This window comes from Streptomyces sp. NPDC040432 (assembly GCF_055595445.1).
In genome coordinates, this window is sequence record NZ_JBVIVP010000008.1 from 154,841 (window position 1) to 167,625 (window position 12,785).

At 73.1% G+C, this 12,785-nt stretch carries 13 protein-coding genes; 8 read left to right on the plus strand and 5 right to left on the minus strand.

Annotated elements, in window-relative coordinates:
* Nucleotides 1-56 precede the first annotated feature (56 nt).
* Complete coding sequence (locus ACZ58N_RS19480) at nucleotides 57-722, plus strand: hypothetical protein (RefSeq protein ID WP_471161165.1); 666 nt, start codon at nucleotides 57-59, stop codon at nucleotides 720-722.
* Between the two features lie 154 nt (nucleotides 723-876).
* Here ACZ58N_RS19480 and ACZ58N_RS19485 read toward each other — a convergent pair whose 3' ends face one another.
* Nucleotides 877-1,167, minus strand: a complete 291-nt coding sequence (locus tag ACZ58N_RS19485; protein WP_471161168.1) for a VOC family protein — start codon at nucleotides 1,165-1,167, stop codon at nucleotides 877-879.
* A complete protein-coding gene (locus tag ACZ58N_RS19490) occupies nucleotides 1,164-1,421 on the minus strand; it encodes a hypothetical protein (protein ID WP_471161170.1) in 258 nt (85 codons plus the stop codon). Before ACZ58N_RS19490 ends, ACZ58N_RS19485 begins: the two co-directional genes overlap by 4 nt.
* Before the next feature lie 113 nt (nucleotides 1,422-1,534).
* On the opposite strand from ACZ58N_RS19490, the gene ACZ58N_RS19495 reads away from it, so the two are divergent.
* Nucleotides 1,535-1,852, plus strand: a complete 318-nt coding sequence (locus ACZ58N_RS19495) for a helix-turn-helix transcriptional regulator (RefSeq protein WP_471161173.1) — start codon at nucleotides 1,535-1,537, stop codon at nucleotides 1,850-1,852.
* Nucleotides 1,849-2,412, plus strand: coding sequence for a hypothetical protein (locus tag ACZ58N_RS19500; RefSeq protein ID WP_471161175.1), 564 nt, complete (start codon nucleotides 1,849-1,851; stop codon nucleotides 2,410-2,412). Before ACZ58N_RS19495 ends, ACZ58N_RS19500 begins: the two co-directional genes overlap by 4 nt.
* A gap of 51 nt (nucleotides 2,413-2,463) precedes the next feature.
* On the opposite strand, the gene ACZ58N_RS19505 is transcribed toward ACZ58N_RS19500, so the two are convergent.
* Nucleotides 2,464-3,564 carry a C40 family peptidase gene (locus ACZ58N_RS19505; protein WP_471161177.1) on the minus strand — a complete coding sequence of 367 codons (1,101 nt, stop codon included), beginning with the start codon at nucleotides 3,562-3,564 and terminating at the stop codon, nucleotides 2,464-2,466.
* A 322-nt stretch (nucleotides 3,565-3,886) separates the two neighbouring features.
* Between ACZ58N_RS19505 and ACZ58N_RS19510 the strand changes: the two genes are divergently transcribed.
* Nucleotides 3,887-4,228 (plus strand): HopJ type III effector protein, encoded by a 342-nt coding sequence (locus tag ACZ58N_RS19510; RefSeq protein ID WP_471161180.1) that lies wholly within the window; start codon nucleotides 3,887-3,889, stop codon nucleotides 4,226-4,228.
* A gap of 119 nt (nucleotides 4,229-4,347) precedes the next feature.
* Here the strand turns inward: ACZ58N_RS19510 and ACZ58N_RS19515 are convergent, their stop codons facing one another.
* Both ACZ58N_RS19515 and pgm read right to left on the minus strand, forming a co-directional pair.
* Nucleotides 4,348-5,220, minus strand: coding sequence for a GNAT family N-acetyltransferase (locus ACZ58N_RS19515; protein ID WP_471161182.1), 873 nt, complete (start codon nucleotides 5,218-5,220; stop codon nucleotides 4,348-4,350).
* A gap of 252 nt (nucleotides 5,221-5,472) precedes the next feature.
* Entirely contained in the window at nucleotides 5,473-7,113 is a 1,641-nt protein-coding gene (gene pgm, locus ACZ58N_RS19520; protein ID WP_471161185.1) for a phosphoglucomutase (alpha-D-glucose-1,6-bisphosphate-dependent), read from the minus strand.
* 319 nt (nucleotides 7,114-7,432) lie between these two features.
* Here pgm and ACZ58N_RS19525 point away from each other — a divergent pair, with 319 nt between their 5' ends.
* From ACZ58N_RS19525 to ACZ58N_RS19540, 4 genes are all read left to right on the plus strand, one after another.
* Nucleotides 7,433-7,597 (plus strand): hypothetical protein, encoded by a 165-nt coding sequence (locus ACZ58N_RS19525; RefSeq protein ID WP_471161188.1) that lies wholly within the window; start codon nucleotides 7,433-7,435, stop codon nucleotides 7,595-7,597.
* A gap of 514 nt (nucleotides 7,598-8,111) precedes the next feature.
* Nucleotides 8,112-8,282: a hypothetical protein gene (locus ACZ58N_RS19530; RefSeq protein WP_471161190.1), complete on the plus strand. Its 171-nt coding sequence runs from the start codon at nucleotides 8,112-8,114 to the stop codon at nucleotides 8,280-8,282.
* Between the two features lie 150 nt (nucleotides 8,283-8,432).
* Entirely contained in the window at nucleotides 8,433-11,567 is a 3,135-nt protein-coding gene (locus ACZ58N_RS19535; protein WP_471161192.1) for a lantibiotic dehydratase, read from the plus strand.
* Between the two features lie 4 nt (nucleotides 11,568-11,571).
* Entirely contained in the window at nucleotides 11,572-12,771 is a 1,200-nt protein-coding gene (locus ACZ58N_RS19540; RefSeq protein ID WP_471161195.1) for a lanthionine synthetase LanC family protein, read from the plus strand.
* Nucleotides 12,772-12,785: the final 14 nt, after the last annotated feature.

Sequence of the window (12,785 nt, forward strand, 5' to 3'; positions counted from 1 at the left end):
GTGTCCGTGCCGTCGCGGTTACCTGGAGTGCGCAGGTACGAGTCACGGGGGTGGGCATGGCCGGTTGGCAAGGGGGATGGGTACGCGGGCTCCGGCGGACCGTGGTGGCGCTGGCCGCGCCACCGCTGACCGCGGCCCTGGCGTTCGCGGTGGCCCGGCAGTCCGCGTACGGGTCCCTGGGCACCTGGTGGTTCTTCCTCGGCGGGTTGCTGCTCCCGCTGGCCCTGCTCGCCCGGCACGCCGCCCTCGCGGCGCGGCGCGGAGCCCCGCTCATCGCGTCGTCCGCCCTGCCCGCCGCTCTCGGCGCCGTCCTGGCGCTCGCGTCCGTGGGGCACAGCACGCTGGAGGACCGGGGCGTCGAGATCAGCTGCGTCGTTCTGAAGGTCACCGAACGCACCGATACGGACGCCTCGATGGATGCCGAGGGCCACTGGACCCATACCACCCGGACGTCTTACGACCACCGCCTCGACTGCCCCGAGGGTGGCCCGGAATTCCTGAACACCCCCTCGCGGCTCGCGAAGGTCGGCGATTCCCTGGCCGTCGTGCACGACCCGCAGGGAAAGGTCTCCCCACGGGCCGCCGGGGACGTCCACGGCCGGGGAATGCGTACCGCAGCCGCGGTGGCGGTGGGTACGGCGATGATCCTGGGGCTGGTCGGCGGGATCCGGGAGGCGTACGAGAAGCGCACCCGGAGGCCGCGTCGGCCGACAAGGCGGTGAGCCCCCGCCCGGGAGCGCGACACCTCCCCCGCGGCGAGGCCCTGCTGCTGGTATGCCAATGCAGTGCGTCCGAAGCGGCACGTGGCACGATACCGATCATCCGGTGGGGGTGGAGTGGACCTCCACCCCCCCCACAGTCGATCGGTGTTCTCCCTCAGTTCGCCTGAGGCACCGTCAGGACAACCGTGCGACCATCAGGGTCGGTCAGGGTGTGCCTGCCGGCCTCGCCGTTCGCCGGAGCCGTCAGCCCGAGGCGCAGGTAGCCGGTCTCCGGCCGGCGGGTGGCCGGATACAGCTCCAGGACGGTTCCGTCGGCGAGGGTCATGGCGTAGTGCTCGACGCCGTTTCCGTGTTTCTCCGGTACGGGATCGAGGCCGAGGCCGGCGTAGAAGGCACGGCACTCCTCCAAGCGGGTCGTGTGGATGACGAGCAGATCGATGTTCATCCGGCGTCACCCCCACCGTTCGCCCGGCCTCCGGACACCGAGACGGGAGTCCGCGGGCCGGGCTTCCACCAGCCGCGGGTCATCGCTACGCCGACCGCTCCCATGAGAAGGATGATGACCACCGATACCGCCCAGATGGTCCACCACAGCGGGCGGACATCCCCCTGGGCCTCCGCCCCGACGAGCGTGAGCCCACCGGCCAAGGCGGTGAACAGGGCGATCACATTCGGGTACCGCGCAGCGAACTTGAGCATTCGTCTCTTCCCCCCGGTCGGAACGCTTGCAGCAGGGCGTCGACGCAAGGTGTGAACCTTGCGCGCACCGCCCGCTCTTGTGTCGGACTCAAGGTATACATACCTTTGGTGGTATGCCAAGCAAACAGCATCAGGAGTCCGACGAACTCGACGATCGCGATCTCGCCTACCGGATCGCCCAGGCGGTATTCGATCGTCGAACGGAACTCGGCTGGTCACAAAAGCAGTTGGCGGAGGCGGCCGGTATGAGGCAGCCGCACGTCTCCCGGCTGGAAGCCGCCAGGAGCCTGCCGAGCCTCGACGTCCTGCGCAGGGTCGCGGAGGCGTTGGGCACCGACCTCATGGTGTCCCTCGTACCGCGCACGGCCGGTCACGCGTCCGCCCCGGCCACCTCGGCATCCCGCAGAACCACAGAGGAGATCCACGGATGACGCACTGGCGCGTCCCGGCCCGCGAAGTGCGGCACCGTCACTACGGGGACATGTGGTTCGTGCCCGCCGCCGTCACCGCGGTGGTGCTCATGGTCACGTACCGGACGACGGTCGGCCTGATCGCCTCGGTGATCGGCGGGGCACTGATGGCAGCCTCCACCGTGATGCAGGTCCGGCACCGGTGGGGGCCGCCCTGCCTGGAGTGCGTCAAGGCGATGCCGCTCAACCCGGGGGAATCGGCCCGGGAGAACGTGGGTGCGCGCTGGGCCCTCAGGGCTTTCCACACCGTCGTGTGCCCGCTCCCGATGTTCCTGCTGGGTTCGACGGCGCAGTTCGTCCTCCTCGTCCTGGGCTGCCGACCGCTGTACGAGTCGGTCGGTATGGAGGACGCGGAGAACCTGGCGAGTGTCTTCCTCGGTCTCGGGCTGGGCCTCACCGCCACCACCCAGTGGATGACCCGGACGCACAACCGCCTCGCACCCTGGTGTCCTTACTGTGAGGACGACGAGTCGGCGCCGGCCGACCCCGACGGTGGGCGAAGTCGGCCCGTGGCGACGTGAACCCCACCCGTGGCGGCGGCCCCCCGGCCCGGCCGCCACGAGGGCGCGGCGTCAGGGGCCGATGAAGCGGGTCGCGCCCACGAACGGGCGGTTCGCCAGGGGCTCCTCCCTGACGCTCTCCCCGGTCCTGGGCGAGTTGATCATCATTGGTTCGCCCTTGTCGTTCCTGCCCACGTAGATGCCCACGTGGGTGACGTTCGAGGCGCCGGTACCGAAGCCCACGATGTCACCGGGCCGGAGGTCGCTGGTGGAGGTGATCCGCTCGCCCTCGGCCGATCCGGCCGGCGCGGCACCGCCGCCCGCGTCGAACTGCGGCTGGCTGTCCCGAGGGATGGTGATCCCGAGGGCGGAGTACACCTGACTCGTCAGGCCGGAGCAGTCGTACCCGAAGCCGGCCGTGCCGGACCACAGGTACTCCAGACCCAGGAACTTGCGCGCTTCGGCGACCACGGCGTCGCCGGTCACCCCCGATGCCGGCACCTTCGCGAGGTCGTCGCGCCGGAAGTAGATCGGGGTTCCGTTGTTGGCCCGGGCCTCCACGATGAACGGAGCGCCGGCGACGGGCTTCACGGCGAACTCGGTGTTGAACGAGTACTCGGTGCCCCCCTTGGACGGCGTCCCCTCCGCGAGCGCCGGACGGGAGGCGTAGCCGCGGGCCGTCGAGCTGGTGACGCGCTCCAGGGTCGTGCCGGACGGGGCCTTCTTGCGCACCTTCGTCAGCTGCCGGTCGGGCAGCCAGCCCGGGTAGCCGGCCGTGTTCCGCGGCGTGGGCTGACCGTGGACCACCACCTTGTCCCAGAGCACGCCGTCCTTCGTCATCGTGTCCACCACGGTGACCCGGCCTCCGTACAGGGCCTGCGTCTCACCCGGAACGTCTCGGCGCAGATCGATGTCGTGGGCCATAGCGGCGAACCAGCCCCTGATGTCGACCGGATTGGTGAGCGCCTTCGCGTCGACCGTCCGCACCTTCTCGGGGCTCTCCCAGATCTGGGCGACGGAGACGTCCACGTAGCAGGTCCGGTAACCCTTGCAGGCGCCGACCGGAGACGTGGCAGGGGCGGCGGTGTCCGCGGCGGTCGCCCGGTGCGCCAGGGGAACCAGGGCCATGACGGCGCTGAGGGCGACGGGCAGCGTGAGGTTCGAGAGGGGCATACGACGATTGTCCTGCGCGGGCCACCGGGAACCAGGGACCGATCGGCCGTCCATGCGGCTGATATCGGACATGCCGGCCGAGCGCATCCCGGTATCCCGGTACGCCCGCGTCGTGGCACCGAACGTGTGGCGCCGGCGCGGGAGGGACCCTGACGGGGACGTCGGGGTACGCGTGCCCGGGTCGCGCTGTCTCACATGGTGACCTGCGCAAACACCGTCCGTGCGGATGTATGGCGCGGCTCCTGGCGGCTGCGCGCGGCGCGGTATGGTCGTGCGGTCTCGGACGGCATTCGGTCCGTCCGTTCGATCCAGGGGAACCACCATGACTGATCTGAACTCGCTGCGGGCAAGCCTTGCGTCGGGTGAGCACGAGTTCGCCGACACCTTGGCCTTCGTCGCCGCGCACTACGACTACCAGCCGCAGGCGTTCCGCAACGGAGACCTGGAGAATGCGGCAGGCACGAACGAGGGGTCCTGCAAAACGCTGGGGCTGGCCCTGCTGGAGGGACTGAGCGACCAGGAGGCACTGCTGGCGTTCGGCGAGTACTACCGCAGCGTGCTGGCGACGCCGGACGACACCGATCACGGGAACATTCGCAACCTCATGGCCCATGGCCTGGGCGGGGTGAGCTTCGCCGGCCAACCGCTGGCCCGGCGGAGCTGATCGGAGAAACTCGGGCCGGCGCGCACGGTCAGCTGCGGCCCCGGGGCGTGAAGGCCTCGCCCCCGGCCGGCTCACACCGCACCGCGCCGGGATCCGAACCGATCACTCGCCACGACACGTTAGGCGATGCGTGCCCTGCTGTAGGAGTACAGCCGGTCGACTTCCACGAAACCGGACGTGTCGTAAAGGGCGTTGGCCGCCGTGCGGTCCCTCTCGTCACCGGGCACGGCGTCGTCGTCGACGTACAGGATCACCTCCGTGGCGCCGAGGTCGGCCGCCACGTCGAGAGCCGAGCCCAACATGGCCCGACCCAGGCCGCGGCCCCGCGCCGCGGCATCCACCTGGATCCACCACAGCACGGCGGCCCCTTGGACCGGCAGGCCGACAACGGCTTCCGCGTACACGGAGCCCCGCTCCCCCACCTCCAGCCTCCGGGCCTGCCGGCCCTCCGGGTCCGGTCCCACGCGTACGTGGGCCAGACGGGGCAGCGCCGGGGCGGGGAGAGCGGCGCGCATGTAGCGCCACAACCGCTCGCCGGTGAATCCGGCGTGCTCCAACACCCTTACGGTGGAGGGGCGGTGGACCGTCGGGAGCGCCTCAAGCCCCTGCGAGAGGGCGGAGGCGAACTGGAACGCCTCCACGCGGCGGGTCCCGAACACCCTCAGGACGTGCCGGACCAGCCGTTCGGCCAGGGGCTCGTCCTCGCGGCAGTGCAGCCACAGGAGCAGGCCGGTGCCGTCCTCCTGTCGGAGCGCGTACGAGACGACACCCGTCACCGCGCCGTCGCGGTCCAGCGCGACCCAGGTCTGCGGCTGTTCCAGCGCATCCCACCAGGCAGCGTCCACCGGCGAACGGCCCGCAAGGGCCTCTGCGAGCATGGCAGGGTTCGGTACCGGTTGACCGGGCAGCCTGTCGGCCGCCGACAACCGCAACACCGCGGGCTCGTCGCCGGGATCGTAGGGACGCAGGACCACCTCGTGCGCGGAACTCATGAGGACGACCCTGGCCAAGTACGGCTCCGGTGTCCAGAAGGCCGCGCGGGCCGTCCCCCGCCGCGTGCCGGGTGTGTGCCAGAGCAGGGCGACGGAGCTCGCCCGGTCCTTCATCGCGTCTCCGACGCTTCCCTACGAGGTCGACTGCTGGTCCTCCGGGTGGACGCCGGAGGCATGGGGTGCGCGTCCCACCATTTCGGGCGGGCGGCCGGAGCATCGACGCCCCGGCCGCCCCGGAGACCACCGCCGGGGTCAGGCGGACAGCGCCGCCGACACCACGGAGCGTGCCTCTTCCTGGACCTCCGCGAGGTGCTCGGGTCCGCGGAACGACTCCGCGTAGATCTTGTACACGTCCTCGGTGCCGGAGGGGCGGGCGGCGAACCAGGCCCGGTCGGTGCTCACCTTGATCCCGCCGAAGGCCGCGCCGTTGCCCGGAGCGCTCGTCAGCACCGCGGTGACCGGGTCGCCGGCCAGCGTGTCCGCGGTGACCTGGTCCGGGGACAGTCGGCCGAGCACGGCCTTCTCCGCGCGCGTGGCGGGCGCGTCGATCCGCGCGTACGCGGGTTCGCCGAACCTCGCCGTCAGCGCGGCGTACCGCTCGGAGGGGCTCTGTTGCGTCACCGCGAGGATTTCCGAGGCGAGCAGGGCGAGGAGGATGCCGTCCTTGTCGGTCGTCCATACCGAGCCGTCGCGGCGCAGGAACGACGCGCCGGCGGACTCCTCGCCACCGAAGCCGAGGGAGCCGTCGGCCAGTCCGTCCACGAACCATTTGAAGCCGACGGGCACTTCGACGAGTTCGCGGCCGAGGTCGGCGGCCACCCGGTCGATCATTCCCGAGGACACGAGCGTCTTGCCGATGGCCGCTCCGCGCGGCCATCCTTCGCGGTGGCGGTAGAGGTAGTCGATCGCGGTGGCGAGGAAGTGGTTGGGGTTCATCAGGCCGCCGTCCGGTGTGACGATGCCGTGCCGGTCGGCGTCCGCGTCGTTGCCGGTCGTGATGTCGAAGCGGTCCCGTCCCTCGATCAGCGAGGCCATCGCGTAAGGGGAGGAGCAGTCCATCCGGATCTTCCCGTCCCAGTCCAGGGTCATGAAGCGCCAGGTGGGGTCGGTCTCCGGGTTGATGACGGTCAGGTCCAGGCGGTGCTCCTCGGCGATGCGCCCCCAGTAGGCCACGGAGGCCCCGCCCAGCGGGTCGGCGCCGATGCGTACACCGGCCGCGCGGACGGCGTCGAGGTCCAGCACGGAAGGGAGGTCACGGACGTAGGCGTCGAGGAAGTCGTACCGGCCGGTCGTGGCGGCGGCGAGTGCCCGTGCGTAGGGGATCCTCCGTACTTCCTTGGAACCGGCGGCGATGATCTCGTTGGCTCGTTCCTGGATCCAGCCGGTCGCCTCGGAGCCGGCGGGCCCGCCGTGGGGCGGGTTGTACTTGAACCCGCCGTCGCCGGGCGGGTTGTGGGAGGGCGTGACGACGACGCCATCGGCCAGGGCTCCGGTAAGGCCGCGGTTGTGGGTCAGGATGGCGTGGGAAACGGCGGGGGTGGGCGTGTAGTGGTCGTCGGCGTCGATCAGGACGTTCACGCCGTTGGCGGCGAACACCTCGATGGCGGTGACCTTCGCGGGTTCGGACAACGCGTGCGTGTCGGCGCCGAGGAACAGCGGTCCGTCCACGCCGTGGTGAGCCCGGTATTCGCAGATGGCCTGGCTCGTCGCGGCGATGTGGTCCTCGTTGAAGGCCGTGTCGAGGGACGAGCCCCGGTGACCCGACGTTCCGAAACTGACGCGCTGGGCCGGGTCGGCGGTATCGGGGTGCAGGGCGTAGTACGCGGTCACCAGGCGGGACACGTCGATGAGGTCCTCGGCCCTCGCCGACTGCCCGGCTCGCTCGTTCGACATCCGTTCGCTCCTACGATTTCGGTCGGGACTCCGGACGGGGTCCGCACGGCTCCATGATCGTCCGGGCGGGGCATCGGGCCGCGCTCGACGCCCCGCCGCATCGCCACTCGACCTACCCAGGAATCCCGTGCCGGCACGCCCCGGATCCGGATCGATTGCCCGGTGTACGTTTTGCGGAGTATGTGATGGTAATAACGCCTATGCGTCCCTGCTCATCCCTGCTACCCGATCGCGGGTCGCAGCACCGTACGCGTCCCCGACGTCACGTCGCGCGGGAAACGGGGACCGCTACTCACCATCAGTTCCGAGGGAGGACCCCATGGGCAAGATCCGCAGCGGAGTGAAGGTGCTTCGCGGCATGAAGCAGGAGGCCGACGGCAAAGCGTTGATGGACCCCCGGCTTCGCACGGCAGGGCGACGACTCATCGATCAGGGGCGCAGCGAGATGCACCGCGGGCCCCACGGGGAGCAAGCGGGGCTCTGAGCGAGCCTCCGGGACGGACGGCTGCGGGGCGACCGAGCCGCGCATGCCAGGACCGTCCTCTCCGCCCGCCGGCTGACTTTCCGTAGCGTGGAGCTGGTCCGGAGCCTCTGCGCTGCGCGGTCCACCCGCGCAGCCGAGCCGCCCCGCCGTCGCGGTGGCGGATCCCCGTGTACGGGCGATTCTCGTCGCCCGTCGCGACGTACTCCTGGCCCGGGGTGAACCGCTCGGCGCGCCGCTCGACGGGGGTGCTGATCGCCGGCGTACGGTGTTCGCCCGCCCGCTCGATCTCCGCCGTCCGCCGCGGCGATGCCATGGCCGTCCGGGCGGCCAGGTCCACACCGGTGGATTCCGGGTACTCCTCGTGGCCCTCACCGCGCACGCCCGTCGCACTCGTACGACGAGGCTCATCCCGCTCGCCGTACGAACGGAGGACACGGTCGCGCTCCTCCCGTTCCTAGCGTGGCGGAGGAACATCGAGTGAGCCGCCCGCCCCGGCGGGCCGAGAGGAGATCCCATGAACGCATACGACCTGGCCGAGGCATTCCGGTTCGACCCCCGTGTCGACACGTCGGGGTTCGGTGCAGCCGATTCCGCGACTTCCGGTGCCCGCGACCTGTCCATCCCCGACTGGATGACCACGGGTTGTGCCGACCCGGGCTCCGACCGTCGGCAGGACGGCCGGTAGCGCGCCGCCTCCGGGAATCGGGGCGCGGCGCGACCACGCTCCGTACGCACGCGCTCCGGTCCCGGAGCGACCGGAGGAGAGGGGAGGACGGGAGGACGGGGAGGGACTTGGAGGGATGGGGGCCGGACAGGGACAGGACCACCGAACGACATGCGACGACGAGTGTTCGAACCCGGGCCGGGCGCACAGGCCCGCATTCCCCTGAGGCCCTTCGCCGCGCCGCCCGGAACCGGCACGGGGTTGCTGGAGGAAGCGGTGTTCCTGGCGGCCCCGGGCGTTCTGGGGACACGGGGCCCGGCCGGCCGAAGGGGCGGCGCCACGAGCGACGGGAGTGCCGGCCGCGAGCGGTCGCTGCGCTCCTACGAGATCCGGTCGCGCACGCGTCCCACGCCCAGCGGGGTCTTCAGCGGCATCACCCCCGTGCGCTTCACCCGCGGACCGGCCGGCGCCGAACGGCTGGTGCTGGGCACGGCCCACCGGGCGGTGACCGCGCCGAGCGGCCTCTGGCTCGCGAGGATCGCGGACCGGATGCTCGACGACCCGGACGTCCTCGACCGCGTCGGCGTCACCACGGACAACACCGTTCGCGCCGTCGACGGCAGGTTCGAGGTCGACCACGCGCCCGTCGGAGGGGTCGTCGGCGTGCACAGCGTCCGCGACACCCCGGTCTCCCGGATGCTGCTGCGCACCTGCGCGGACGGCAGACCTGCCGCCGACGTACTGGCCCACCTGCGCGGGCTCCTCGCCGGCCACACCGGTCCGGCCTCCGAGCGCACATCGGGCGGGCGAGCGGCGAACCGAGGGACGACGGACCCCGTGGGCGTCGACGATCGGACAGCGGGCCGCCCGCCGGTCGACGAGGGAACGGCGGACCACGCGCCGGCGCACGACCGGACCGCCCGTCAGCTACTGCTCCAGATGATCCGGTCCGGTCTTCTCCTGACCGACCTGACCGCCGACGGGCCGCCGTCACTGACGCTCGCCCGGATGGCCTCGCTCACGCGTCCCGGTGACGCCTGGTCCGTGCTGCCCGAGGTACGGGACCTGCTCGCACGGGCCGACGCGCATCCTCCCGGGGGGAGGCGGCGCCTCGAACTGCTGCAACGGGCCGAGCAGTTGCTGAAGGACTCGGATCCGCCCGGTCGGCCACTGACCGCCGACACCCGGGCCGATGCCACGATCGTCCTGCCGCGTCGGCTGGCCGAGCAGGCCGCCGAAGCCGCCGGTGTGCTGTGGCGGACGGCCCACACGAAGCCTCCGCTGACGGACTACCACCGGCGCTTCGTCGGGGCGTTCGGCATCCACCGCATGGTGTCCCTGACCGACCTGCTGGACGCCGCGACGGGCTTGGGCCCGCCGGGGCCCGGCGACGGGCTCGGCGCCTCCGACGAGTCCCCACCCGGCCGCCTGGCGGTCCTGGCCCGGCTGGCCGCGCACCCCGGGCCGGACAACGAGGTCGTACTCACCGAGGAGCTGGTGGACCGGCTCGCCTCGGCCCGCACCGAACCCCCGCCCCGGTCGGCGGAGATCCACGTCCGCGTCGTCCGCGACGGTACGGGGCCGTTGCGGTCGGCCGTCTGCCCGGGCGCGGGATCCCAGGAGGCGGGCTCCGCGACGACCCGGTTCGCCGCGCTCGGACTCACGGACGACGACCCGGGCCCGCCGCCCGACCGGCGGGCCGGCGGGAACGGCGGGAACGGCGTCGGCGCACTCGTCGCCCACGTGGTGTGCCGACCCCTGACAACGGGGGCCGCGGCTCTCGCGCCTCCCGCCGACGGCCCCGGACCGCGCATCGCCGTGGGCGTCCCGGCCCGGCCCGGTGACCTCACCCCCGCAGACCTGTACGTCGCCTCCGACGGGCACCGTCTCGTCCTCTGGTCGCCGCGGCACGGCCGCCGCGTCGTCCCCGTCGTGTCGCACCGCCTGACCCCCGAACTGCTGCCCGCCTCGGTCAGGCTGCTGCGGCTGCTCGGGCAGGCCGGTACCCGCCCCTGGCGCACCTGGTCGTGGGGGCCGTACGCAGAGCTGCCGGCGACCCCGCGCGTCCGGCACGGCGACGTGATCCTCGCCCCGGCCCGCTGGACGCTGCCGGGGACGCTGACCGAGGCGGTCGACCGGCCGGCGGAGTTCGCCGCCCGGCTGGACGACTGGCGTACGGGCACCCGGCCGTGCCCGCCGCGGTACGTGACGGTCGAGGAGGCCGACCGGTTGCTGCCGCTGGATCTGGACGACCCGCGCGACCGGGAGATCCTGCGCGCCCGGACACGGCACGGGGTACGGGCGGTACTGGAATCCCTCGGAGCCGCCACCGACCCGGCGGTCGTCCGGGGCCCCGACGGCGCGCACCTGCTCGAAGTGGTGGTGCCGCTGCGCCGGGTCGCGGTCGGCGACGACCCCGTACGGCTGGACCCGCGGTGCGCGCCCCGCGCCCGGTGTCTCGACGGCCGTGAAACGGACCGTACGACGGCCGCGTGGCTGTCGCTGGCCGTCCAGGTACCGGGCGAGCGGCAGGACGCCGCTCTCCGCCGGCTCGGCGACACCCTGGGCGGACTCCCGCCGCAGGCGGCCGCCCGGTGCTTCTGGATCCGCTACGCGACCCCCGGTTTCGGACCGCACCTCAGGGTCCGTCTCGGCGGCGGCCCCGAGGTGCTGGAGGATGTCCTGCGGCCGGCGGCGGAACGCTGGGCGCGGGAGCTGGCAGCCCGCGGGCTGGCCGGCTCGACCCGGTGGGAACCGTACGTTCCGGAGGTCGAGCGGTACGGCGGCCCCACCTGCCTGGCCGCCGCCGAAGCCGTGTTCGCGGCCGACAGCGCACTGGCCCTGGCCGCGCTCGACGCCCTCGCGTCCGGGGGCACCGCGATCCCCGTGGAGGACCTACGGATCCTGCTCGCCGCGGCGGGTGCCGTGTCCGTGGCCCGACTGGTGGCCGGCGGTTCCCCGCGGGCCGTCGCGACGGCCGGGCTGAGCCGTGACGCACGCCTGCGCCGCGAGGCGCTCCGCGGCCCCTTCCAAGACCTCCTGCCCGAGCCGACGGCCGGGGGTACGGCCCTGCGGACGGCGTGGCTCGCCCGTGACTCGGCGCTCGCCGCCTACGGTGCGGTGCTCAAGGCGGCCGGCGCCGGTCGTACCGCCGCCGGCCCGACCCCGGCGGGGGCCTCCCACGAGATCGCGGAACTCTGCGCCTCCGATGTCGTCCACATGCACGTCAACCGGTTGCTCGGCCCGGACCCCGCGACGGAGCGCCTCGTACGCTCCCTCGCCTCGGACGCCCTGTACCGGGCGTGACCGGGTGACCGCCGTCCGCGAGAGCGCCGCCACGACCGTACGGGAGGTCGCGGACGCTCTGGCCGATCCGCTGCCGATCGTCCGGAGCCTGCCCGCCGAGCGCGTCCACACCCTCGGCGACGGGCTCGCCGGTACCGCCCTGCTCCATGCACGTCTCAGCGCGGTCGACCCGGCCGGCGTTCGGCGCGCCCTCGCGCACTGGGAGTCGGCCGCCGCCGCACTGCGCCACTGCGGTCCGATCGGCGTGGACGGCGCGTTCCGGGGCCGCGGCGGCCTCGCCGCGTCCCTGATCGTCGGAAGCGCGTACCTGCCCCGGGGCGCGGTTCCCACCGACGCGGTGCGCGAGGGGACCCGTTGGCTGTCCGACCGTGCCGAGGCGATCGCGGCAGGAGGACCGCCGCCGTACCCGGCGCCGGTGTACGACGTCGTCCGAGGGCTCAGCGGCATCGGCCGGCTGCTGCTCGCCGCGTCGGAGGGCGGCTGGGCGGGCGACGCGGCTCCGGGGCTGACTGCGGCCCTGACCCTGCTGACCGCCATGGTCCTCGACGCAACGTCGAACCGGCCGGGCCGTTCGGCCGGGGCTCCGGACCCCCGTGTCGGCGCCGGCGCGGCCCGCGTCGTCGACACCGGTATGGCCCATGGCATCGCCGGCCCGCTGGCGCTGCTCTCCCTCGCCGAGGCCGCCGGAGTGTCCGTACCCGGCCGGCGCGATGCGGTCGAGGCCGCCGCCGATTGGCTGCTGGACCACCGGTCGGGCGCGTCCTGGCCGCCCCGGGCACCCGGCGGCCCCCCGGACGGTCGCCGCGACGCCTGGTGTTACGGGGCTCCGGGCATCGGCCGCGCCCTGGACCTCGCCGCGACCGCCGTCGGACGGACCCGCTACGCGGACGCGGGGCGGGCCTCACTGCGGGCGCTCGCGGACCGGGCTCCCGACTCCTGGGACACCCGGGGGTACGGTCTGTGCCACGGCGCCGCCGGGGTGCTCCAGGCCGCTCTGCGGGTCCCCTGCGGCGGACTCGCCGACACCGCCGCCGAACGGACCGTGCGCCTGCTCGCCGAGGAGCGTCGGACGGGCCGCGACGGCTGCCGGGACGCCGGCTTCCTGACGGGTGCGGCGGGAGCGGCCCTGGCCCTTGCCCAGTACGCGGACCTCCCGGCCCGCCCCGTACGCGCCTCCTGGGACTGCTTGCTCCTCCTGGCCTGACGGGCCCCCGGATC